We start from the raw sequence: 24,319 nt of genomic DNA, 5'->3' as shown, positions 1-24,319 counted from the left end.
ACATAATTTACTTTGATTTTATAAAATAAAGAGCTATTTTTGCACCGCTTTTCAGGCATCGTGTGATAATACCACATCGTGTGATGGCGAATTAGGCAACAAGAATTATACTTAATTTAGAGTAACACAAATTTTATTAAAAATGAAATCAATTGAAATTAAAGGTACTGTAAGAACAGACCTAGGCAAAAAAGCCACTCAAGAACTTCGTAAAAACAACTCTGTACCTTGCGTTGTTTATGGTGTAGAAAAAGACGAAAAAGGTTTACCTGTTGCAACTCATTTCAGCGTACCAGCAGATGGCCTTCGTAACTTGGTTTACACTCCTCACATATATGTGGTAAATCTTGATATCGATGGTAAAGTTGTTAATGTTATCCTTAAAGATATTCAGTTCCACCCAGTAAAAGACACTATCCTTCACGTTGACTTCTATCAAATCGATGAGTCTAAACCTATCGTTATGGAAGTTCCAGTACAGTTGGAAGGTCTTGCAGAAGGTGTTCGTGCCGGTGGTAAATTGGCTCTTCAGCTTCGAAAACTAAAAGTTAAAGCTCTTTACAATACAATTCCAGAACGTCTTAAAGTTGATGTTACACCACTTGGTCTTGGTAAGACTATTAAAGTAGGTGAACTTCACTATGATGGATTAGAATTGATGAATGCTAAAGCAGCTGTAGTTTGTGCTGTTAAGTTGACTCGTGCAGCTCGCGGTGCTCAAGCTAACTCATAATTTTTAAAATTTTATCCTCTCAATGAAATATTTGATTGTAGGATTGGGGAATATAGGTGATGAATACCGAAAAACCCGTCACAACATAGGATTTATGGTATTGGACGCTTTTGCTAAGGCGTCCAATATTGTTTTTGCAGATGGACGTTATGGAGCTACCTCTAACCTGTCTGTTAAAGGCAGACAGCTTATTCTTCTTAAGCCTTCTACATACATGAACCTTAGCGGTAATGCCGTAAGATATTGGATGCAGAAAGAGAATATTCCATTGGAAAATGTTCTCATTATAGTGGATGATCTCTCTCTACCATTTGGTACATTAAGATTGAAAGGAAAAGGAAGTGATGCCGGACATAACGGACTAAAGCATATTGCAGCTACCCTAGGAACACAAAACTATGCCAGACTGAAATTTGGTATAGGTAATGAGTTCCCCAAAGGGGGACAGATAGACTTTGTCCTAGGTCATTTTGATGAGAAAGACATGGAGACAATGGATGAACGCCTTCAATTAGCAGGAGAGATTGTAAAGAGTTTCTGCCTTGCTGGTATAGACATTACAATGAACCAATATAATAAGAGATAATGGCTGAAGCAAGAATAGATAAATGGCTTTGGGCTTCTCGTATCTTCAAGACGCGCACTATTGCAGCTGAAGCATGCAAAAAAGGAAGAATTTCTATTAACGGAGCTCAGACTAAACCAGCAAGAATGATTAAGGCCGGCGATGTTATACAAGTAAAAAAGCCACCTATTATTTATTCATTCAAGGTATTACAACCTATAGAAAAGCGCGTAGGAGCAAAACTGGTAAATGATATCTTGGAGAATGTAACTACTCCGGACCAATACGAACTGATGGAGATGAATAAGATAAGCGGTTTTGTTAACAGAGCTCGTGGCACTGGACGTCCTACCAAAAAAGATAGACGAAACATGGACGATTTCGCTTCTCCTGAATTCAATTCAGATGATGATTTCGACTTCGACTTTGATTTTGATAATGAGTAACGAAAAAGCACCATATTTCATGGTGCTTTTCTGTTTCTGCATATAATTAAAGATTCTCCTTAATAGCCTTAATCATCTCTTCGTACTCCTGATTGCTTAGATATACTTTTCCAGGATTCATCTGAAAGACTGAACCATAGTCAGGACCATCAACATATTTTGGAGCCAAGTGGAAGTGAAGATGTGATAGTTTGTCACTATATGCTCCATAGTTTATCTTTTCGGGATGGAAAACTTTATCCATAGCCCTTGTCACTCTTGTAACATCATCCATAAAGGCATCTCTTTTCTCTGCAGAGAGTTCAAACAGGTCGTTAACATGTTCATCATATGCTACTAAACATCTACCTCTATAGGTTTGCTCTTTAAACAAGAATACTCTGGATACAGATAGGTGTGCTATCTCAATCATCAAATTGTTTAATGCCTCATTGTTCTGACAATAAAGACAATCTTTTGGGTCTGTTTTCATAATATTTATTTAGTTATTATATCAGATATTTTCTTTAAGTTTTCCTTTTCTCCAACCAACCATATCATATCGCCCTGTTTAATAGGTGTATCTGTTGACGGGACTATCAATTCTCCATTCCCTTTCTCAATACCAACTACAAGACAATTATATTTATCACGGAAACCTATTTCTCGTATGCTATGGTTAATCATATATGAGTTATGTTCAACAGGCAGCTGGTTCAACATAATTTCGCTCTTCTCTATCTCGGAATAGTCAACATCCAAACATGCTTTATCTGCTCTCTTGGTAAACTCATCTATCTGAACATCGGTACCGATAATCTGCAGGTTATCGTTAGGGAAGATTACTGTTTCTCCACCCGGAATATTAATCCTATGATTGCCTCTGATTATTGATATCACATGAACACCTAGCTTACGACCTATATTAAGATGGGCAAGAGTCTTACCGACCCAAGAAGAATCTGCTGATACAGTATAATTACTTATATGTAAATCATGCGACAGAAGAGTATCTGCATATTTGGGCCTCTTCTTTCCTGAGAACTCAGCCTCAATATCCCTTAACCTTAGGTTCTTTATAAAGACTCTCTCCATATAGATAGATTGTTTCTTCAGCCATCTAGAAAACATCATTACCAAGACAAGCATAATGGCAATTCCAATAGTTATTGTTATTGATGCTCTATACTTAATATTTATCACAAAAAGAACAAATAAAATATCTATCACAAATCTTAATAAAATTGTAGATATAAGAGGAGCACGATTACGTCGGTTATTTTTCCATAAAGCACGAAACTCTATCGAATGATTCTTCTTCATGACAATAGCACGAAGGAAAGGTGCTATGAGTATTAAAGTGATAAAAGTTCCAATGAAATTCGACCATCCCACAGAGAGAAAATGTTCAAGCAAATGGAAAAGGAACTTCTTAGATAACAATATAACTGCAATTGAAAGAATAGAATAAATGGATACTATCTTAATGATGTCTACAATTAGATATTTCCAATAGTTACTGCGAGTTATATTTGAATATTCAGAGGCATATCCATTTACCATCCATTCCAAACGGGAAGGGAGACGCCTCTCTACATAGGAATATATAGGTGTTGATAAACGAATCATATATGGGGTAAGGAACGTCGTTATAACTGAGACTGCAACCACTATAGGATATAGGAAATTGCTTGTAACATTAAGGCTTACACCAAGAGAAGCGATAATGAATGCAAACTCTCCTATCTGCATAAGACTGAAACCACACTGAATTGATGTTTTTAAAGGTTGTCCAGAGAGCAAAACGCCACCTGTTCCAAATATTGCCTGTCCAAATATTATTGCAAGAGTAATTATGACAATTGGTCCAATATATTCAGTAATCATGGAAAAGTCAACCATCATACCAACTGATACGAAAAATATGGCACCAAATAGATCCTTCACCGGAGCAACAAGTTTCTCAATCTTCTCGGCCTCTACAGTCTCAGCTAGGATGGATCCCATAATAAAAGCACCGAAAGCGGCTGAAAAACCTACATTTGTTGCAAAGACAGCCATTCCAAAGCATAAGGCTAGAGAAATAATAAGCAACATCTCATTGGTAATAAACTTTTTAGCACGACGCAACAAAATGGGGATTATATAGATGCCGACAACAAACCATAGTACAAGGAAGAAAACCAACTTAGCCATGCTAAACATAAGTTCTGTACCCTCAAAGTTCTGACTAACAGCAACAGTACTCAACAAAACCAATAGAATAATAGCAACTATATCTTCCAGTATAAGTATACTTAGCACGATACCTGCAAACTTCTTTTTGAGTAACCCTAGATCTTCAAATGCTTTATAGATAATTGTTGTAGAAGACATAGCGAGCATACCACCTAGATAGATACAGTCCATACGCTTCCAACCAAACGATAATCCTACAACTAGACCTATACATATCATACAAAATATAATTGTAGAAGCGGATATTATGGCTGTACCTCCAACTTTCAATATTTTTTTTATGCTAAATTCCAATCCCAATGCAAAAAGTAGGAAGATAACTCCTATTTCTGACCATGTATGGATACTGGCTGTATCTATAACACTGGGTGTAAAATTTATATTTGGGCTTGCAAGAAAACCAGCCACGATATAACCAAGTACCAATGGCTGTTTGAGTTTTTTGAATATGACAGTAGTTATAGCTGCACAAAGCAATATCAAGCTAAGATCACTTATCAAAGGTGGTAAAGTCGTCATAATCTCTAGATTGTTTTACAAAAGTAACAATTGTAGATAAGAAGGTTTCTAATTTTTCGAATATATTTATAAAAAACGCCACTATATTTTACTATAGCGGCGCTCTATATATGATAATTGTAAATCAAAGATTCTATTTTATCCTCTATTTCCTAAAAGGAGCCTTAACGACTTTAGCTTTCAGTTTTCTTCCTCTTACATCTATAAATATCTCGCTATCAACCTTTGATAACTCATATTTAACATAACCCATGCCGATGCCAATCTTTAAAATAGGAGACATTGTACCACTTGTTACTTCTCCAATATTTTCTCCATTAGCATCCAAAATAGGATAATGCTCTCTAGGAATACCACGGTCAATCATCTCGAAGGCTACCAACTTTTTGGAAACGCCATTCTTCTTTTGAGCCTCTATAATGTCACGTGCTATAAAGTTTTTACCGTCAACAAATTTAGTAATCCATCCCAAGCCTGCCTCTATAGGAGAAGTTGTATCGCTAAGGTCGTTACCGTAGAGACAATAGCCCATCTCTAATCTCAATGTATCACGTGCTCCAAGACCAATAGGCTTGATACCCTCCGGCTTTCCTTCTTCAAAGATTGCATTCCATATCTTCATCGCATCAGAAGGATAAAAATAGAGTTCAAAACCTCCAGCACCGGTATATCCTGTATTAGATATTATAACACTTTTACAGCCTGCAAACTCACCAGTCTTAAATGAATAATATGGAATGTCAGATAGCTTCACATCAGTAAGCCTTTGCAGCACATCAATAGCCTTTGGCCCTTGAATTGCAAGTTGTGCCATATTGTCTGAAGCATTTTCCAACTCAGCACCTACCTCATTATGTGAAACACACCAGTTCCAATCCTTATCAATATTTGCAGCATTAACAACAAGCATGTACTTTTGAGGTTCGTAATGGTAAACCAGAAGGTCATCTACAATACCTCCTTTATCATTAGTAAAGCAGGTATATTGAGCTTTACCAAGTTGTAATATTGATGCATCATTAGAAGTTAATCTCTGAATGAAATCCAGGGCATTAGGCCCCTTCACCCAAAACTCTCCCATATGTGAAACATCAAATACTCCCACTCCATTGCAAACAGTAATATGCTCATCAATTATTCCGGAATATTCAATAGGCATATTGTATCCTGCAAAACTGTGCATCTTTGCCCCAAGGGCTACATGCGTTTCTGTAAAAGGTGTACTCTTCATATCTAATATTTTAAGGTCAGTAATATTATCGGTTTGCAGTCTCTTCTACAATCTTTATAATGACATTCATTGCCTTCTCCATAGATTGTACTGGAACAAATTCAAACTTGCCGTGGAAATTAATACCACCTGCAAAGATGTTTGGACAAGGAAGACCTTTAAAAGAGAGTTGAGCCCCATCTGTTCCACCGCGAATTGGCTTAACTTTAGGTTCTACTCCTGCATCCTTCATAGCCTTGTAAGCAATATCAATAATATGCTTTACAGGCTCAACTTTCTCACGCATATTGTAATACTGATCCTTCAGCTCAATTTTTACGGTTCCGTTACCATATTTAGCGTTAATCTTTTCAACCCAAGTAAGCATATTCTCCTTACGTTTTTCGAATATCTTAATGTCATGATCACGGATAATATATGATATTGCTGTCTTTTCTACACTGCCCTCTACAGATATTAGATGATAAAAACCCTCATAACCTTCTGTAGTCTCCGGAGTCTCATTTTTCGGTAACATTGTGATGAACTCGTTAGCTACAAGCAGAGAGTTTAGCATCTTATCTTTTGCATATCCCGGGTGAACATTACATCCGGAGAATGTCAATTTTGCAGATGCAGCATTGAAGTTTTCATATTCCAACTCTCCCACTTCACCACCATCCATAGTATATGCCCATTGGCAACCAAACTTATTAACATCAAAGAGATGAGCTCCCATGCCAATTTCTTCGTCAGGATTGAAACCTATTCTTATCTTTCCGTGCTTAATTTCAGGATGATTTTTAAGATATACCATAGCTGATACTATTTCAGCTATTCCAGCCTTATCATCAGCACCAAGAAGAGTCTTACCATCGGTTACTATCAGATCTTCACCTTTATGATTCAACAAATCAGGGAATTGACGTGGTGAAAGAACAATATTATCTTCTTTAGAAAGCACAATATCTCCACCGTCATAGTTATAAACTATGCGAGGATTAACATTTTCTCCACTCATATCAGGACTTGTATCTAGATGAGCTATGAATCCAATAACAGGAACCTCAATATCGACATTAGCAGGTAAAGTAGCAAAAAGATACCCATTCTCATCAAGCGTAATATCTTCCAATCCTATGTTTTCAAGCTCTTCTTTAAGATACTTGGCAAATACCATCTGTTTCTGTGTACTTGGACAAATACCTGAATCCTCATCCGATTGTGTATCGAAACTAACATATTTCAAAAATCTTTCTATCAAGTCCATTTATGTATAATTTTAGTATTTTAATAATGCAGTAAAATTAAAAAATAATCCATTTATTATGTAATTAATGATAGACATTTTGTCTCTATTCTGACTTAAATATCTGCTTCAACTTACATTTTATCTATATATCTCAAGCTTTCAGTGTAAGACAAACTGAAATACTTAATTATTGGCATAGTAGAAATTAAAGTATACAAGAGTAATAAAGACTCTACTCTGAAAAAATAAATATAGTATCAAATAAACAATTATAAAACATAAGTAGTGAAAATTAAAATATAAGCTTGGGATATTAATCCTAAGCCTTAGGATAATAAAATATAAGCTTAGGATAATAAAATTATATTTTCGTACATTTGAAGATAAGAGAAAAACAGATAGATTTATAGATAATATATTTTTTTGAGTTTAAACCAAACAATGTTATCAAGTTGTTTGTTTTATTATATCTAAACCACAATAATATAAATATATGGAAATAGTAAAAGTTATCGGTAGGGAAATCCTTGATTCACGTGGCAATCCCACAATTGAGGTAGATGTCTTCACAGAAGCAGGCGTTATGGGTAGAGCTTCCGTACCATCGGGAGCCTCAACAGGAGTAAATGAAGCTCTTGAACTTCGTGACGGCGACAAATCTAGATATGGAGGTAAAGGTGTATTGACTGCTGTTGATAATGTAAACAAAATTATTGCTCCTGCTATTACTGGTATGGATGTTTTAGAGCAGAGAGCTATTGATGATAAGATGCTTGCACTTGACGGCACACCAACAAAATCAAAACTTGGTGCAAATGCTATTCTAGGCGTTTCACTTGCTGTAGCAAAAGCTGCTGCTCTTGAATTGGATATTCCTCTTTATCGCTATATTGGCGGAACAAATACATTTGTTCTTCCGGTACCAATGATGAACATCATTAATGGTGGTTCACATTCAGACGCTCCTATTGCTTTTCAAGAATTTATGATTAGACCCGTTGGAGCAAAGAGTTTCCGTGAAGGATTAAGAATGGGTGCTGAGGTATTCCATGCTTTAAAAGGTGTACTAAAAAAACGTGGGTTAAGTACTGCTGTAGGTGATGAAGGTGGATTTGCTCCAGTTCTTGATGGAACTGAAGATGCTCTCAAATCTATTCTAGCTGCTATAGTTGCAGCCGGATATGAGCCGCTTAAAGATATAACTATAGCTTTGGATTGTGCATCATCTGAGTTTTATGAGGATGGCGTTTACGATTATACTAAATTTGAAGGAGATAAGGGTGTAAAACGTACTCCGGCTGAGCAGATAGATTATCTTGAGAAACTGACAACAGAGTTCCCTATAGACTCTATTGAGGATGGTATGGCTGAGAATGACTGGGAAGGTTGGAGACTGCTGACAGAAAGACTCGGTGACAAGGTACAGTTGGTTGGTGATGACCTCTTTGTAACAAATGTAAAATTCTTAGAAAAGGGAATAGCAAAAGGTTGTGCTAACTCAATCCTTATTAAGGTAAATCAGATTGGTTCTTTGTCAGAGACACTTGATGCTATAATGATGGCACAGAGAAATGGATACACTACAATTACCTCTCATCGTTCCGGAGAAACTGAGGATGCTACCATTGCAGACATTGCTGTAGCTACCAACAGTGGACAAATCAAGACAGGTTCTTTGAGCAGAAGTGACAGAATGGCTAAATACAACCAGCTTCTTAGAATTGAAGAGGAGTTGGGAAATAACTGCCAATATGGTTATAAAAAGATAAAAAAAGAGTATTAAAATAGTTTCTCTGTCTACGTTATGTAGATATAAACGTTTATACTTAATAAGACAAAATCCTTGCTGATAATTCAGCAAGGATTTTTATTTGATATTTTAATGTTTGGGATAACCCAACAATACTTAATCGAGATAGAGAAGAAATCAGTCCCAGATATTTAGGCTGTTTTTTCTTGCCTCATCCAAAGAGACTGTCCCTACACTGTTTTTCTTACCTGTCTTACGAAGTTCTTCATAATCTTGTTCCAAACGATTTACAAACTCATCCTTCTGAGATGGATTCAACAATTTAGATGCTACCAAAGAGTTCTGTGAAGCATCTTTCAGATGAACAACCGGTGCACCATACACTGGGGCAATCTTTAATGCAGTATGTAGTTTTGAAGTTGTTGCCCCTCCAATCATCACAGGAATATTAAGACCCTGGTTCTGAAGTTCCATAGCCACATGCACCATCTCATCAAGTGAAGGAGTTATCAATCCACTAAGTCCTATTATATCAACGTTTTCTCTTTTTGCCACTTCAACAATTTTCTCTGCCGGCACCATGACACCAAGGTCTATTATATCGTACCCGTTACAAGCCATAACCACAGAAACAATGTTCTTTCCAATATCATGCACATCGCCTTTAACTGTGGCAAGAAGTACCTTACCAGCACTCTTTACTTTGCCGGATCCGCTTTTTTCGATATATGGTTGCAGTATCTCCACTGCCTTTTTCATTGTCCTAGCACTCTTCACAACCTGAGGTAAGAACATTTTTCCTGAGCCAAAGAGTTCTCCTACCTTATTCATTCCACCCATAAGCGGACCTTCAATAATATCTACAGCTTTACTATATTCTCTCAATGCCTCATCCAAGTCCTTCTGAAGATAATCTATTATACCCTTCATCAGAGCATACTTCAATCTATCTTCAACAGAAGCACCTTCTCTCCATGCATCTTTGGCAACTTTATCAGCGCCATTAGCACCAGTTTCTTTATTTCTGAGTTCTTCTGCAATCTCAATAAGTCGTTCAGATGCATCCTTTCTTCTGTTCAAAACAACATCCTCAATTCTCTCAAGAATATCGGCAGGAATATCGTCATAAATTATTGATGTAGCAGGGTTGACAATTCCCATATCCATGCCTTTTGCTATAGCATGATAAAGGAATACAGCATGCATGGCCTCACGTATATAGTTGTTTCCGCGGAAAGAGAAAGAGAGATTACTTACACCTCCACTGATATGTGCTCCCGGTAAGTTATTCTTTATCCAATCTGTAGCATTTATAAAGTCGACTGCATAGTTATCATGTTCCTCTATACCGGTTGCAACAGCAAGTACATTTGGGTCAAAAATTATATCGTTAGGATTAAAGCCCACCTTATTCACAAGAAGAGTGTATGCCCTTTTACAAACATCAATCTTTCTTTGGTAAGTATCAGCCTGTCCCTTCTCATCGAAAGCCATAACAACGACTGCTGCTCCCATGCGCTTTATAAATTCAGCATGTTCAATGAACTTCTCCTCTCCCTCTTTTAGAGATATCGAGTTTACTATAGATTTTCCTTGAAGTACCTTAAGTCCGGCACAGATGACATCCCATTTTGAGGAATCAATCATTATGGGCACCTTAGCGATATCAGGTTCCGACATAATAAGATTAAGGAATGTGACCATCTCCTCTTTTGTCTCAAGAAGGCCATCATCCATATTCACATCTATAACCAAAGCTCCATCTTCAACCTGCGCTCTTGCAATCTGCAATGCCTCATCATATTTCTTCTCATTTATAAGGCGTAGGAATTTGCGAGAACCCGCTACATTACAGCGCTCCCCAACATTTACGAAATTAATCTCAGGACTCTTCTCAAAAAGTTCCAATCCGGAAAGTCTGAGATTATTATTGACCTTACCTTTTACATGAGGTAACTTATCTTTTATAATATCTGAATAGAGTTCAATATACTTTTCTGTTGTACCGCAACAGCCACCTATAATATTTACTAGCCCCTCGTCGACATATTCAGCTACCTGTTCAGCCATCTCCTCAGGAGTCTGGTCATACTGCCCCAATGAATTAGGTAAGCCGGCATTTGGATGTGCAGAAATATAATATGAAGATTTATTTGAAAGAGTCTCTAAAAAAGGTTTCAACTGTTTTGCTCCAAAAGAGCAGTTCAATCCGATTGAAAAGATATTGACGTGCTGCATAGAAGCCATAAATGCTTCAAGAGTCTGTCCGGAAAGTGTTCTTCCCGCTATATCTGATACAGTAACAGAGATCATTATTGGCACTTCCCTTCCACTCTGTTTCATTGCTTCATGAGCTGCGTAAACGGCAGCTTTAGCATTTAGTGTATCAAAAATAGTCTCTATTAAAAGCGCATCAACTCCACCATCAATAAGTGCTACCATCTGCTCCTTATACGCATCAGACAGTTCATCGAAAGTCAATGAGCGAAAAGCCGGATTGTTTACATCAGGGCTCATTGAAAGAGTCTTGTTTGTTGGCCCTACCGATCCTGCAACGAAACGAGGTTTATCAGGATTCATTGCAGTAAACTTATCAGCACATTGGCGAGCTATCATTGCAGCTTCAAGGTTTATCAGTCTACAATACCTTTCAACATGATAATCAGCCATAGAAACTCTCTGTGCATTGAAAGTATTTGTTTCAATGATATCAGCACCTGCATTAAGGTACTTTGTATGAATCTCTTTTATAACATCAGGACGTGTCAAAGAAAGAATATCATTATTACCTTTCATCAATCCAGGGATATCTGCAAATTGAGTACCTCTAAAATCTTCTTCTCTTAGATTGTAACTCTGTATCATAGTCCCCATGGCTCCATCAAGTATGAGGATTCTCTCTTGTATTGTCTGTTGTAACGATTTCATCTCTTCAAATATACTATGGTTAAAACGATATATGAGTTTTACCTCTTAAACATTCTGTCCATTTCACGTCTATCATCTTTTTCTCTGATAGACTGACGTTTGTCATACTCTTTCTTACCTTTGGCAAGAGCAATAACTATCTTAGCCAAGCCCTTATCATTTATAAACAGCCTTACCGGAACTATAGTGAAGCCCGGATTTTTACCGGCCTCCTCAAGTTTCCTTAGTTCTTTTTTTTCAAGAAGTAATTTACGTTCACGTCTAGCTACATGATTATTGTATGAACCATAGAAGTACTCTGTGATATGCATATTCTTAACCCATAGCTCATGGTTTGCAAAATAGCAATATGTATCCACAAGACTAGCCTTTCCAAGGCGTATGGATTTTATTTCTGTACCTGTTAGAACAATGCCTGCAGTAAATGTATCTATAAATTCATAGTCAAAAGAGGCACGTTTGTTTTTTATGTTTATTGCAGAAGGTTTCATTAGTTTAATACTTCGGATAACTTATTGAATATCCATCCTATCAGTTCGGGACTAAAAATAATTATTGCTGATGCCATCAGCGTATAATGAGTTAATTTTTCACGTTCAACATTCATTAGTGAACGAGCACCTTCAAAAGCCACAAACAGTACATATATCTGTAGAAGCCAGAAGAGTAATTTAACTTTTATAATGCCGGATATAATATGTAGAACAAAAATAACAGACATAGAATACCCAACAAACTTAGAAGATAGCTCAAATTGCGGACCTCTTTTAAGGAATTTCTGACCTAACATATCAACAAGATATGATGCAAGAAAAAAACCTCCGAAAAGAGAAATTGCTACAGCACAGCAACCAATCATGGCATCGCGTACAATATCTACCTCAGCATTATTTTGTATTAACACTCCTATGAAAAAAGATAGGGCACAAAGGCCAATCATAGGATATACAAAATCTGACATCGCATTATTATGACTATCCTCCTCTTTTATCTTGCTCCAAGCCTTTTGTGGTGATGATAAAAGAGCAACAACAATATTGAACAAATTCTTGTAATTCAAAGCGCAAAAAAATATTAATTATTAAGTTATGCAAAGGTATAAAAAAATCCTCATGCCGTTATAGCATGAGGATTAATTATATATTATCAAAAAGATATTATCTCTGTGAAGCCTTATACTTTGTTGTTCTTATTACCGGTGCATCTTTTCCATAAACTTTAGCCGATAATTTAATGACAATTGTATCATTTTTTGGCTGTAATTTATTGTATAAAGTATAGAAATCAGGCTTGTCAAAAGGCATAGAATAGCTTATCACTTGAGGAGTTGTAACATAATATTCACCATTCTCAATATTACGCGATTGCTGCATAGTTAAAAAAAGAGTATCCAACTTAGCATCTGTTGCGAATACATTAAATTGATAAGCATTAATTTTACTTGTAGCCGAGTAATAATATGTAAATGGTACATTTAAATATCCATAAGCAGCCCAAAGTTTAGAATTAACATCTGCAATACCATAATTACCACTTATTGTATCAGGTCTTGTTGTCATTGGTTGATAAATAAGGGAAGAACTAACAGCTACAGATGATATCTTAAAACTCTTCTTATCTGGAGAATACACTTCTCCTGTACTTAGTTTAAACCCACCAACAAAACGTTTCAAATAAGTTCCATCTTTTAATAGTATACTTGATAAAACAGATATGTTCTCAGGAATAAAGGTTACTCCGCCATCAGTTATAAAATAGTAAGCTCCTAATCCATCTGACTTTAAAGTGACTTCTGCAAAAGCATCGTAACCATCATTGTTACTATCGTTCAGACATGAACTAAATGATAGAACAGATATTAAAGCAGCAAATATGACTGCAAATTTGATATTTCTCATTTTATTAATTTATAAATTTTAGGTTTGACAAATTTAAATAAAAAAACACGTGTAAAGATATAAAAAGCAAATCTATTGCAAATTCTTTCAATGAATGAATGCAAAATAGCTACGAATACTGCACTAAAAGCATTTATTTAACTTTTATTTATATTGTGAAAGTAAATTTTGAAGCGAGTATATCCATCCGAGTAGGTATGAAGTGAGAATGTACAATTATGTTTTTTCAATACATCCCTAATAAATATAAGTCCTATTCCCTGACCATTAGGTTTAGTAGAGAAAAAGGGCGTAAACAGCTTTTCTTCAACTTCTTTACTTATTCCATAGCCATTATCTGCTATTTCCAGCATAACAGGATTATTGGTTGTTTTAATAATAATGTCGCCACTCTGTCCTATACTTTCATTGGCATTTTTTATTATGTTTACCAATACTTGTTCAAAGAGAGAGATATCTATATCCACAATAGGGTCTTCGTCACACAATTCAAGTTTTATATTAATATCACTGCTGGCGCTTACTCTTTCCATAAATGTCTTACATGATATGACAACCATTTCTAGAGACAGTCATAGTCACATAATTTTATGCTGTAGAATATAGAAATGGAGTATTTTTATAAATAAATGGACTGATTTGCTATTTATTTCTCTAAGCACAAATTTAATTGAATTTAAATCACTAATTTTGTAGTTGAAAATATAAAAATGAAGGTTTATGGAAAAAATAAATCGCATCAAGGTAGTATTGGTCGAGAAAGATAAGACCAATAAATGGCTGGCAGAACAGCTGGGTAAAGACTATTCGACGGTCTCAAAATGGTGTACAAATACCACCCAACCTAATCTTGAAACACTCATCCAGATAGCAAAAGTTTTGGGTGTAGAAGTTCAAGAATTGTTGGTAAAACAACCTGTTGACAAGTGATTAATACCATATTGTTCATTTAAATAAAAAGAATGCAGAAAGGCTGCATCGTTAGTTTGTTACTTTGCAACTAATAAAAATTATATGGCGACAAAGAAAACATATAGACTATTTGAGGATATCAGTGATGTTGATGTCTCTGAAACGGATATCTGGGAGTATGACCCTGAAATCCTCAATCATCTATTGATAGACCATACCATGTCTGCAAAAGTTCGAAAAGAATCTAATGACATGACTAAGTTCGCGAATATCTTTTGGGCGACCAATGACTATTCTGAACGAAATGACGGCTATCAATATGATGATCAGATTATGCCTGAACGAATAGTGGGGTTGAATGGACGTGTTGTCATGCCACGAGTTTTGAAAGACAAGCAATTGCAAGATGCACGCGTAAAAGATAAGGCTGAAGTTTTCACTCCTTCTTGGGTGTGTAACGCACAAAACAACCTAATTGATAATGCTTGGTTTGGACGTGAAAATGTATTCAATGCGGAATTTATAGATGCCAATGGTTTTCATTCTTGGACTCCTACTGATGGAAAGATTGTTTTTCCTGAAGAAGATAAGCAAAAAACATGGAAAAAATATGTTTCGGAAAACCGTATGGAGATAACGTGCGGTGAGGCACCCTATTTAGTGAGCCGTTACGATACTACCACCGGCATATATATACCTATAGGTCGTCGTGTGGGCTTGCTAGACCGTAAATTGCGTGTAGTAAGTGAGAATACGGAAACACCAGGAGAATGGTTGAAGATGGCTCGTAAAGCCTATGAACATACTTATGGCTATGAGTGGCAAGGTGACAATTTGTTGTTGGCACGTGAAGCTCTTCTTTATACTTTCATTGAACATTACATTGAGAAATTCAACGAGAGAGATGCTGATGGCAAAATCATCGTAAAAGAGATTCCTGAAAAGAAGTCTATCATCGGCATAGCACGCATTATTTCGTGGAATCTTTGGCAGATGGATGGAATCAAAATGGTCGTTCCTGATTCTTGTGATAAAGTCTATTCTGTTGGCCTTTTTGGGGATGTCGAAAAGCAGGAATGTCAAGCTTGTAAAAAAGGAGAAAGTATAGGTCACATCGGCGTTCACTGTCTTATTCGTGATTGGAATTTGACAAAGGTTCAAGCTGAAAAGAATGGTTGGAAACCTCAAAACGGTGAAGATCCCAAATCAAGCCCTTGGCAAAAAATTCGTTTTTCCACTTTACTTAACGGTAAGCAAGTAGAAACTGAAAATGAAGAATTAGAAGAATCTTAAAAATATATAGTCCTATGAAATACAAAATTACCCAATCAAGGCTTCTGTATGTCATGAGTATTGACGACAGAAAGCATAAAGGACTTTTAAAGGTCGGAGAAGTATTCGTTGACAACGAAATCGCTGACAGTAACGACAAGCAGCTTTATAATAATGCCATTCGAGAGATTCTTGATAGCCGTTCTTATATGCATGGCGTAGGCAATTATCGTTTGGAATATGTGGAATGTACCACATACGAGCAGAACACCAAATGCTACAAAGCCGACGATGTTCACCGCACTTTACGAAAGATGGAAGTACCATCTAAAATGTTAGGCAAAATAAAAGGAAATGAAGTTGACATCTGGTTTGCATGCTTCATTGATGAAGTGAAAGAGGCCATCAAAAAGATTAAGAACGGACGTGGAGCAGGACATGGAGATATAAAGTTTCGTCCTGAACAAGAACAAGCAATCGATGATACCGTTTCTTATTTCAGCAAACAATTTAAAGATAAAGATAAAGGCAAGGACTTCCTTTGGAATGCCAAGATGCGTTTCGGAAAGACACTTAGTGGACTGGAGGTTGCTAAGCGTATGGATTATAAATCAACGCTTATCATTACCCACCGTCCGGTAGTGGATGAAGGCTGGCACGATGACTTTAATAAAATATTCGGCAACGATTCAAGATATACATACGCCACCCGCATGAGTGACGATGAAGCCGAAGGAGGCGATTTCTATCACATAACCAGATCGGTTGATAATGGAAACAAACGTTTGGTATTCTTCGTCAGTATGCAGTATCTTCGACTTTCTCAGTTTGTTGACGGTAAGGAGAAAAACTTCGACCCATTGAAAAAAACCATTATGATGTATGATTGGGACTTCGTAATGGTTGATGAAGCACATGAAGGGATTGAGGCAACAGCTGGAGTTCGTGTTATGGATAAGCTACGAAAGGATAATACTCGTATCCTTTCTCTATCAGGAACTCCGTTCAATCTTCTCGATAAATATGAGGAAAGCGAAATCTACACTTGGGACTATGTGATGGAACAAAAGGCTAAACAGGAATGGGACGACAAACATTTTGGCGACCCTAACCCATACGCCGACCTTCCCCGTATGCAAATTCTCACTTTTACTTTTCCTAAGATGCTTCGTGATGCAGCTATCAAGAATAATGAGTTTTTCAGATTTCACGAGTTCTTTCGTGTTTGGACTGAAGACGATATAGCAAAACGTCAACTACAAATAGATAAAGAAACTAATGCGCTTAAAAAAGTGCAACTACAAGCTCAACTTGCAGAGGTGCATGTAGGTAAATTTGTTCTTGAAGGAGCTGTCAAGCTATTTCTCGATAAACTTATCCATAAATCTGACACAAGTCAATATCCATTCTCTACAAAAGAATTTCGTGATAAATTCCGCCATACCTTTTGGATCCTTCCAGGCGTGAAGGAAGCTGCCGCACTTGAGCAGTTACTTTTGTTACATCCGGTCTTTGGAGTAGAAAAGGGACAGTTTAAGATTATCAATGCTGCCGGTGACGGTAATATTGAAGATAAAGACGGTAGTGCATTGTCTGAAGTTCTTGATAATATACGCGGCAATAAAGAAAAGAATATATCTGCAAAGGCGCGAACAATAACACTTTCATGCGGCAAACTTACCACCGGCGTTTCTGTACCCGAATGGACAGCTGTGCTCTGTATGAAAGGCTCGGAGAATACTCCGGCCGCCAACTATATGCAGACCATCTTCCGTGTTCAAACCCATGCCATTCTTAATGGGCGTCAAAAGTCCGACTGTTATGTGTTCGACTTTGCTCCCGACCGTGCACTTACAGCCGTGGCAGAAACTTCAAAGATGGCTGTATATGCTCAAACAGAACGCGGCAAAGGGCAACTGAAACTATCGCAGGCAAAAGAAGAGGAACATTTGGAAGCTTTCATCAAACTTTGTCCTGTTCTGTCTATGGACGAGGGCGAGATGGGCAGAAACTTCACGGCTAATCAGATATTCGAGAAACTCAGCAATGTATATATTGAGCGAGCTGTGCGCAGTGGATATGCCGATAATAGTTTGTATAATCCTGAACAGTTGATGAATCTTACTCCTGAACAAGAAAAAGCTCTTGGCGATGTGCACGACCTTTTAGGAAGCTTGCCAAACAATTTTAAACCCGAGAAGATTAACATCAATAACAATGGTATTGGCAACACAGATGGTGCCGACCAAATGAAATACATCTATTATCTTACAGCCAATAATGTTGTTCCCGATCGTCCAACAAAGGCGGAAGAAATGGATGAAAATGGTTGCCCTACCACACATGATGACGAATGGAGTGACGTGATGTCTTTACCTACTGCATTGTTTAGATACCTTTATGTGTCAAGCAGCAAGTTAATAGATAATGAATGGACAGATTTCTCTAATCCCGTACTATGGAAAGAATATACTGATGCAAAAAGAGATGATAACGATGCCAAAAAGCAACGTGACGAGGAGAATAAAGAGAAGAGAGCACGTATGTCTGTGCTTCGTGGCGTGTCTATCCGTATTCCTCTATTGGTTTATGGTGCAGAAATCAATGACGATGCAGGCGAAGAGATTACAATAGACAACTTTGCAAGTGAAGAAATCGTAGACCAGGCTTCATGGGATGAATTTATGCCTAAAGGTTTTACCAAAGAGACTTTCAATATCCTAAAGGATTGTTTCGACCGTTCAATCTTTACAGGTGCAGCTAAGCGTATTCGTGCTATGGTGAAAGAGGCTGACAATCTTAGTACAGAAGACCGTATAGACAAGATTGCTACCATTTTCTCCTACTTTCATAATCCTGATAAAGAAACCGTTCTAACTCCTTGGAGAGTGGTCAATATGCAATTGAGCGATACATTGGGCGGTTGGTGTTTCTACAACGAGCAGTTCGATGCCATCAACACCATAGAGAATGAGTATCAAGAAAATATTAAGTTCCCACGATTCGTTGACCGTGGCAATGTTACTAAGGATGTATTCACCGATTACAATTCACGAATACTAGAAATAAACTCTAAAACAGGCCTTTACCCTCTCTACATGGCATATTCCTTATTCAAGGAAGCAAAAGAACCAGCTTATCGTGAATTTAAGTTGACGGGGGAGCGAGGGAGAAATTCTGATGCTACACAATACAACAGACAAGCCGGAAATGACCTTGAGATTTGGAAAGATGTTTTGCAGGACAATATATTTGTGGTGTGTCGTACTAAAATGGCTGTCAGCATCACTAAACGCACATTGGCGGGATTCCGTAATGACATTCGCATGAATGTGAAATGTTACGAACGTGAGGTGTCTGTCAATGACCTTGTGAGTGCTAATATAATAAAGACTAATGATGAACTAGTAACCAAGAACAATAAAACCTATTTCTATGAGGAAAAAGAGAGTTTGACATGTGATATGATTAATGTACTTCGTGCCAAACCAAATTTTTTTAATGAAGATGTTGTACACGGCTTTAACTTCTGGCGTGTGTATAATGCTATTCCAAAATCAAATAATGAAGATATTAATAATATGAAATTTAAAGCAATTGTAGGGAATCCACCTTATCAATTAATGGGTGCCTCTGGTGGTAATAATGACGCACCAATATATCAACATTTCTTTAATGCAGCTAAGGAAATTACTAATAGTTACGTTTCTTTTATTATACCATCAAGATGGTTTGCTGCTGGACGAGATAATTTATTAGGCGATTTCCGAAAATATATGCTTTCGCAAGAACATGTTAGACATCTTACAGCTTTTGTAAATAGTAAAAATTTATTTCCAACTGTAGAGATAAAAGGAGGTATATGTTATTTTCTTGTAGATGTCAATTATAAAGGAATTTGTCATTATGCATTAATAAATGAGAATGATAAGGAAGAACATGACCTTTCTCTTGGCAGTTTTAATATAATGATTAGAAGTCCCAGAATGGCACCTATAGTTAAGCATATTTGGGATAAGGCCAATAAACTAGAACTAGGAAATATGTCTGCATTAATTTCGAATGATACACCTTTTGGTATTCCATCAAATCCACATTCTAGTAAAAAGAATCCATATAATGTTAGCCCATTTCAAACCTCAGAATTTAATCTTCCTCTATATATTAAAAATAAGAAAAGAGAAATTGAATATGTTCGTCGTTCTGACATACGCAAAAACATTCAAGATATTGATCGAATAAAGGTTTTAATGCCTGGAGCAGCTGGTACTGGCCAAGATTCTATGATTTTAGGTAAACCATGGTTGGCTAAATCTCCTTCTGTTTGTACTCAGACGTTCATATATGCAGGTTTTGATTCAGAACTAGAAGCTAAAAATTACACATCTTACTATAAAACAAAGTTTTATCGTGCATTGGTTTCTGCAATTAAAATAACACAGTCAGCAGCAAATGATGTTTATCAATTTGTTCCAGCTTTAAACTTTAAAGAAACTTGGGATGATAATAAACTCAATAAGTTATTTGAATTAAAGGCTGATGAGATTGAATATATCAATAGTCACATCTCTAATTGGAATGAGAATATAGAAGAAATAGAAGATTAATCAATATGTCTAAGAAAGATTTTACATCAATACCAGTTAAACTTTGCAAAGTCTATACATTTATCAGCCTTGGAGCTTGCAATAGTTTATGTAATATAAGTTAATGAAAGCTCTTTATTATCAGCCTTCTCTAAATTATAAATAAAGAAGAAAATAAAAAAAGGAATAAATCAAAGCATGAACGAACAGCCATACACAAAAGAGCAGCTTCACACAGCCTTGCATGAGTATCTACTTTCTAAAAAGGAAGAAAGTGGAGCCACAGCCATCTTGCAAGAGTTGGAGAACGAAATACCTGGCATGTTACAAGAATATTTTGGCGCAGAGCTTAATAATATATATGAGCTTAATGACGAAGCAACTATTGTATCTTATCAGAAAAAGATAAAGCTACATCCCATACTAAGAAATGTGGAGATGCACATGGAGCCTCGTTACACTGAAGCATTGAAATGGTATCGTCTGTTCATCAAAAAAATATCATCAGCAACCACTCCTTTCTTGGTCCCTGGAGAAGAAGATTTAGCAAATTACAAAGTCACAGAATCAAAGATACCATATCCTAAAATTGTCATTAAGACCATCTATCTGGAAGGTGAAGCCGGAGAAGCACAACCAAAAGAAATACGCATCAGAAACAAAAAATTACGTGAAGCCTGCATTGATTACTTCAAGTTTCAACATAATGGTTGCATCGTATGTGAGTGTTGTGGTTTTGATTTTTCTCGTGCATTTGATATTCCGGATGAATATATAGAAGTGCATCATCGCTACCCATTCTCCCAAACAGAAGGAGAACACGAAGTGGATGCTATTCAAGATTTAGTTCCACTCTGTGCCAATTGCCACAGGATGATTCATCATCTTGCGCCAGGTAAAGGCACATGTGTAGATTTTGAAAAACTGAAAGAAAAATATAGAGGTGTAAATTATAAAACAATAAAGAAGTAAGCCTATGAATTTATCACCTTATACAGATGCCGACAACATACTACTTGGATGTTTACAAACTAAAGTAAATAGTCTAAGGAAAAATATCTGCAATGGCAGGCCCTACGTATGGAAACTCAGACTCTCATTAGGTGACTTCTGCACACTGGAATCTGCCATACAGAATAGCATGTCTTCTCACAACAATGACTACCATCATTTGCTGTCAGAAGATTTTGCCGTTATTATAGTAATCTATCTTGCCGAATGGTATAAACGGTTTTATAACGGTTCTGACACGATGGACGAGAATAAGGTGTTGAGCCTGACTTCCAAAGAATTAGAGAGAATATATGACTTGGCTGGAATAGACAAAAATACATTTGTATATAATGCCTCAAAGAACCCTGACAAAACATCATATAGGTGGCTGGAATCGCTACAAGTGTTGGGCGGTTTGGCTGTAAATGCTGAATTGAAAAGAGATCAGACCGATGCACTACTGCCTCAATTATGCAAGATATTTCATGGCGAGGAATTGGAACTTGACGACATTAAAGACCGTAATCGTGCCGTAGCTTTTCAAGAATCCATATTACGTCAACATAGTCTGTATGACTATCTTGATTGTATTCTTGACAAAGCTAAAGAGCCTCCATTTGCACCTTCGGATATAAGGGATGAAAGCACTATGATTCCCGAACTCATCAAACGTATTGAAAATGCAGACAGACAAGCCAAAAGAGATAAGTTCGATTTTGAATGGATTATAGCATATACCGCCAAAAGTAACCAAATGGTAAGAATGCTTCGTGTGAGACTGAAACCGGAGATTATTGGCGGTGGCAGAAAACAATATATCGGCTATGACCGTCTGCGTCAGCCTGAATGGGGCGTGGAACATCCTGAAGAGGTGGGCCGTATAGAGCTATTCCTTCGATTCAAAGAGGGTAATCATTATATAAGGGAAGAGGGTAAATGGGATGACCCTATCTTTAAATATGATAATACAGGCTGCGAGAGAACGGGATTCCTTTCAGTAAATAAAATGGATGAAAACACCTTCACTAATGTGCCTGCGAACCGTTTCGATAAAGTAGAAATGGTGATGAAGTATGGTGATAAAGCAAAGATAGTTCAAACGCTTGAAGTGCCCGACTACATGCAAGTTTACTCCATTCCAAAGAGCTGCAACAAGTTTACAAGCCGCCGGAACTCTCAGACCGCTACAGTGGTTATTTTTTCGTCTGATTACCATTTGGCTGATGACTATAAGGATATACCAGTAGTATATGCTCATTATCGCAATGGCGAACAAATCAGCGAAGAGTATTGCTGGTGTCCCATTAACGATAAGGTAGTGATTGCCGATTATAACGGCAAGGAGATTTTGCCTCCGTTCTTTAATCGCAATGGACTTTATCAGGTGGTAACTCGTAAATATCTCAAGACCATAAAGTATCGAGACAACGTTTTTGTACTCTATCAATATATAGATGCCGATATGGACGAAGAAGAATACACGTGTGAGAATATCCCGGTTCTTTTCGGCCGTAATGGTTTGAAAGTTCTCCATTTCGATTCGGGTCAATCAAAAGAAGGTTCGCCTGTGAATGACTATGATCTGGAATGGATGAAAGAGAACAAGTATGTGGATTGGAAAACGGAAGAACCATCGCAAGGAGCTATCCGACTGAGAGTAACTGTGAAAGGTATTGTTTTTAAACCAAGAGTTTACTATGTTCCATTCGCACCGGCAGATACAGAAGAAGCTCCAATATGGCGTGACTTCGAGTATATGCGCATCCGTACCTCGCTAGAGGGTGTAGAGGATATTCAAGACTCTTTCGTGAAACAGAAGGGAAACAAGGAATCATCTACCAAACAGTTGACAATAGGGAATGAAGATTCAAAGATACTAATAGATGTTTATCGTCCGATTATACTTCGGGAGTTGTCACAAAAGAAAGACAACAGCGAAGATAGTCAGATTGTAGAATTTGCAGGAAAGAATGATGCCATACATATACCTCTTATCAACTGTGAGCAGTTCTCATTGCGAGACTTCTCTGAAAACGGAGTTCGTGAGTATCAGATTAACTGCAAAAACACAGTTTACTATAATTTCATGACCATTGATCGTATAGGACTGAACATATCTTCATATACACAAGAGGAATCCATATCAAGACTCACACCTGAGATTCCACTGGACTACTTGAAAATATATATCACCAAGGCCATGGACAGTAAGGTGACAAATCTTTATGCATGGAACTATAAGGATGATCCAAAAGCAGTTGACTGCTCCAATGAACTGAAAGAAGCTGGTATCGTGTATCAAAGTCTGAAGGACAATAATTTTCCAAGACATTATGCCTGTCCAACCTTCAAGACAGATGATGACGATGATTGGTGGGACGATGATGATGCCAACAGCAAAGATGAAATTTATGTTTTGAAATGCTTTGAGACCATTTCAGAACATAAAACTTATTTCTTTTTGTTCGAGCCTATGCTCAAAACCATATCATCAAGAAATCAGATAAAAGATATAATTCTGCCTCTGATTGTGAAGCGGAATTACGAACTGACTGATAAAGATGTGAAAAATCTATATCGGTTTGCCATCCAATTTCATTTCGACTGGATGCTATTACCTAGAGACCTATGGAATGATCAGATTGAGCAATTTACAAAGGTGGGGGAACAAAGGGCATTGCTGAAAGATGCAATAATCAGATTTTTCAGAACGACACCTAAATGTACGGATGAAAGAGAAGCGGCATGTCTGAAAGAGTTCCTTTCAATATACTGGACGTTTAATTCCTATCCAAACGAACTTGACAATGTAGCCAAAGCAGCATTGAATTTAATAAAGGACAACCCTGATGCACTTACAAGGTTCAATAGCCTTAAAGATTTCCTAATTCCGTATGATGAATGCAGGTATAAATATAGCGAAATGTGCAAAGCTATAACAAGTGAAACAGATAACGAATGATCGAAATATGAAGCAGAAGTTAGATTTGCAGAGTTATATAAAAATAACCGCACGGCAGTAGAGAAATCACTATCGG

17 protein-coding genes and 1 pseudogene are annotated in these 24,319 nt (G+C 37.0%); 9 read left to right on the top strand and 9 right to left on the bottom strand.

The genetic code is table 11. The features are described from left to right. Positions 1 to 142 precede the first annotated feature (142 nt). Genes JCM15092_RS05960 through JCM15092_RS05950 form a run of 3 tightly spaced genes read left to right on the top strand, consistent with a single transcriptional unit; the run spans position 143 to position 1,744 of the window. On the top strand, positions 143 to 733 hold the full coding sequence (locus JCM15092_RS05960; RefSeq protein ID WP_024993860.1) for a 50S ribosomal protein L25/general stress protein Ctc: 591 nt from the start codon (positions 143 to 145) through the stop codon (positions 731 to 733). A 22-nt stretch (positions 734 to 755) separates the two neighbouring features. Beyond that, the gene (gene pth, locus JCM15092_RS05955; RefSeq protein ID WP_024993859.1) at positions 756 to 1,319 is read left to right on the top strand and encodes an aminoacyl-tRNA hydrolase; all 564 of its coding nucleotides are present in this window, start codon (positions 756 to 758) and stop codon (positions 1,317 to 1,319) included. After that, on the top strand, positions 1,319 to 1,744 hold the full coding sequence (locus tag JCM15092_RS05950) for an RNA-binding S4 domain-containing protein (RefSeq protein WP_024993858.1): 426 nt from the start codon (positions 1,319 to 1,321) through the stop codon (positions 1,742 to 1,744). Before pth ends, JCM15092_RS05950 begins: the two co-directional genes overlap by 1 nt. Before the next feature lie 46 nt (positions 1,745 to 1,790). Here JCM15092_RS05950 and JCM15092_RS05945 read toward each other — a convergent pair whose 3' ends face one another. The 4 genes from JCM15092_RS05945 to pepT all read right to left on the bottom strand — a co-directional run bounded on the left by JCM15092_RS05945 (position 1,791) and on the right by pepT (position 6,960). Beyond that, the gene (locus JCM15092_RS05945; protein ID WP_024993857.1) at positions 1,791 to 2,216 is read right to left on the bottom strand and encodes an HIT family protein; all 426 of its coding nucleotides are present in this window, start codon (positions 2,214 to 2,216) and stop codon (positions 1,791 to 1,793) included. 5 nt (positions 2,217 to 2,221) lie between these two features. After that, on the bottom strand, positions 2,222 to 4,480 hold the full coding sequence (locus JCM15092_RS05940; RefSeq protein WP_024993856.1) for a cation:proton antiporter: 2,259 nt from the start codon (positions 4,478 to 4,480) through the stop codon (positions 2,222 to 2,224). Between the two features lie 145 nt (positions 4,481 to 4,625). Further along, positions 4,626 to 5,711, bottom strand: a complete 1,086-nt coding sequence (gcvT, locus tag JCM15092_RS05935) for a glycine cleavage system aminomethyltransferase GcvT (protein ID WP_024993855.1) — start codon at positions 5,709 to 5,711, stop codon at positions 4,626 to 4,628. A 25-nt stretch (positions 5,712 to 5,736) separates the two neighbouring features. Then, positions 5,737 to 6,960 (bottom strand): peptidase T, encoded by a 1,224-nt coding sequence (gene pepT / locus JCM15092_RS05930; RefSeq protein ID WP_024993854.1) that lies wholly within the window; start codon positions 6,958 to 6,960, stop codon positions 5,737 to 5,739. A gap of 475 nt (positions 6,961 to 7,435) precedes the next feature. Between pepT and eno the strand changes: the two genes are divergently transcribed. Further along, positions 7,436 to 8,725, top strand: a complete 1,290-nt coding sequence (eno, locus tag JCM15092_RS05925; RefSeq protein WP_024993853.1) for a phosphopyruvate hydratase — start codon at positions 7,436 to 7,438, stop codon at positions 8,723 to 8,725. Between the two features lie 144 nt (positions 8,726 to 8,869). On the opposite strand, the gene metH is transcribed toward eno, so the two are convergent. The 5 genes and pseudogenes from metH to JCM15092_RS05900 all read right to left on the bottom strand — a co-directional run. Next, positions 8,870 to 11,620, bottom strand: a complete 2,751-nt coding sequence (gene metH, locus JCM15092_RS05920) for a methionine synthase (RefSeq protein WP_024993852.1) — start codon at positions 11,618 to 11,620, stop codon at positions 8,870 to 8,872. A gap of 38 nt (positions 11,621 to 11,658) precedes the next feature. Then, positions 11,659 to 12,111, bottom strand: coding sequence for an SsrA-binding protein (gene smpB / locus JCM15092_RS05915; RefSeq protein WP_024993851.1), 453 nt, complete (start codon positions 12,109 to 12,111; stop codon positions 11,659 to 11,661). Continuing rightward, positions 12,111 to 12,680, bottom strand: coding sequence for a Yip1 family protein (locus JCM15092_RS05910; RefSeq protein WP_024993850.1), 570 nt, complete (start codon positions 12,678 to 12,680; stop codon positions 12,111 to 12,113). Before JCM15092_RS05910 ends, smpB begins: the two co-directional genes overlap by 1 nt. A 97-nt stretch (positions 12,681 to 12,777) precedes the next feature. Then, on the bottom strand, positions 12,778 to 13,518 hold the full coding sequence (locus tag JCM15092_RS05905; protein ID WP_024993849.1) for a hypothetical protein: 741 nt from the start codon (positions 13,516 to 13,518) through the stop codon (positions 12,778 to 12,780). A gap of 137 nt (positions 13,519 to 13,655) precedes the next feature. After that, positions 13,656 to 14,084: pseudogene (locus tag JCM15092_RS05900) on the bottom strand (ATP-binding protein); the annotation flags it as partial. Between the two features lie 154 nt (positions 14,085 to 14,238). Here JCM15092_RS05900 and JCM15092_RS05895 point away from each other — a divergent pair. The 5 genes from JCM15092_RS05895 to JCM15092_RS05875 all read left to right on the top strand — a co-directional run bounded on the left by JCM15092_RS05895 (position 14,239) and on the right by JCM15092_RS05875 (position 24,243). Next, positions 14,239 to 14,448, top strand: a complete 210-nt coding sequence (locus JCM15092_RS05895) for a helix-turn-helix transcriptional regulator (RefSeq protein WP_024993847.1) — start codon at positions 14,239 to 14,241, stop codon at positions 14,446 to 14,448. Between the two features lie 84 nt (positions 14,449 to 14,532). Continuing rightward, the gene (locus JCM15092_RS05890; RefSeq protein WP_024993846.1) at positions 14,533 to 15,723 is read left to right on the top strand and encodes a hypothetical protein; all 1,191 of its coding nucleotides are present in this window, start codon (positions 14,533 to 14,535) and stop codon (positions 15,721 to 15,723) included. A 14-nt stretch (positions 15,724 to 15,737) separates the two neighbouring features. Continuing rightward, on the top strand, positions 15,738 to 20,309 hold the full coding sequence (locus JCM15092_RS05885; RefSeq protein WP_084488475.1) for an Eco57I restriction-modification methylase domain-containing protein: 4,572 nt from the start codon (positions 15,738 to 15,740) through the stop codon (positions 20,307 to 20,309). A 177-nt stretch (positions 20,310 to 20,486) separates the two neighbouring features. Then, positions 20,487 to 21,260 (top strand): HNH endonuclease, encoded by a 774-nt coding sequence (locus tag JCM15092_RS16535; protein WP_024993844.1) that lies wholly within the window; start codon positions 20,487 to 20,489, stop codon positions 21,258 to 21,260. A gap of 4 nt (positions 21,261 to 21,264) precedes the next feature. Beyond that, complete coding sequence (locus JCM15092_RS05875; protein ID WP_148296605.1) at positions 21,265 to 24,243, top strand: hypothetical protein; 2,979 nt, start codon at positions 21,265 to 21,267, stop codon at positions 24,241 to 24,243. The last annotated feature ends 76 nt before the right edge of the window (positions 24,244 to 24,319 follow it).

The sequence above is a fragment of the Phocaeicola paurosaccharolyticus JCM 15092 genome, assembly GCF_000613805.1.
GTDB lineage: Bacteria > Bacteroidota > Bacteroidia > Bacteroidales > Bacteroidaceae > Phocaeicola > Phocaeicola paurosaccharolyticus.
This window is presented reverse-complemented; position numbering and strand designations above follow the sequence as displayed.

Coding starts and splice junctions, on each gene's coding strand:
- JCM15092_RS05960 (WP_024993860.1), top strand. CDS start 143: ATGAAATCAATTGAAATTAAAGGTACTGTAAGAACAGACCTAGGCAAA.
- pth (WP_024993859.1), top strand. CDS start 756: ATGAAATATTTGATTGTAGGATTGGGGAATATAGGTGATGAATACCGA.
- JCM15092_RS05950 (WP_024993858.1), top strand. CDS start 1,319: ATGGCTGAAGCAAGAATAGATAAATGGCTTTGGGCTTCTCGTATCTTC.
- JCM15092_RS05945 (WP_024993857.1), bottom strand. CDS start 2,216: ATGAAAACAGACCCAAAAGATTGTCTTTATTGTCAGAACAATGAGGCA.
- JCM15092_RS05940 (WP_024993856.1), bottom strand. CDS start 4,480: ATGACGACTTTACCACCTTTGATAAGTGATCTTAGCTTGATATTGCTT.
- gcvT (WP_024993855.1), bottom strand. CDS start 5,711: ATGAAGAGTACACCTTTTACAGAAACGCATGTAGCCCTTGGGGCAAAG.
- pepT (WP_024993854.1), bottom strand. CDS start 6,960: ATGGACTTGATAGAAAGATTTTTGAAATATGTTAGTTTCGATACACAA.
- eno (WP_024993853.1), top strand. CDS start 7,436: ATGGAAATAGTAAAAGTTATCGGTAGGGAAATCCTTGATTCACGTGGC.
- metH (WP_024993852.1), bottom strand. CDS start 11,620: ATGAAATCGTTACAACAGACAATACAAGAGAGAATCCTCATACTTGAT.
- smpB (WP_024993851.1), bottom strand. CDS start 12,111: ATGAAACCTTCTGCAATAAACATAAAAAACAAACGTGCCTCTTTTGAC.
- JCM15092_RS05905 (WP_024993849.1), bottom strand. CDS start 13,518: ATGAGAAATATCAAATTTGCAGTCATATTTGCTGCTTTAATATCTGTT.
- JCM15092_RS05895 (WP_024993847.1), top strand. CDS start 14,239: ATGGAAAAAATAAATCGCATCAAGGTAGTATTGGTCGAGAAAGATAAG.
- JCM15092_RS05890 (WP_024993846.1), top strand. CDS start 14,533: ATGGCGACAAAGAAAACATATAGACTATTTGAGGATATCAGTGATGTT.
- JCM15092_RS05885 (WP_084488475.1), top strand. CDS start 15,738: ATGAAATACAAAATTACCCAATCAAGGCTTCTGTATGTCATGAGTATT.
- JCM15092_RS16535 (WP_024993844.1), top strand. CDS start 20,487: ATGAACGAACAGCCATACACAAAAGAGCAGCTTCACACAGCCTTGCAT.
- JCM15092_RS05875 (WP_148296605.1), top strand. CDS start 21,265: ATGAATTTATCACCTTATACAGATGCCGACAACATACTACTTGGATGT.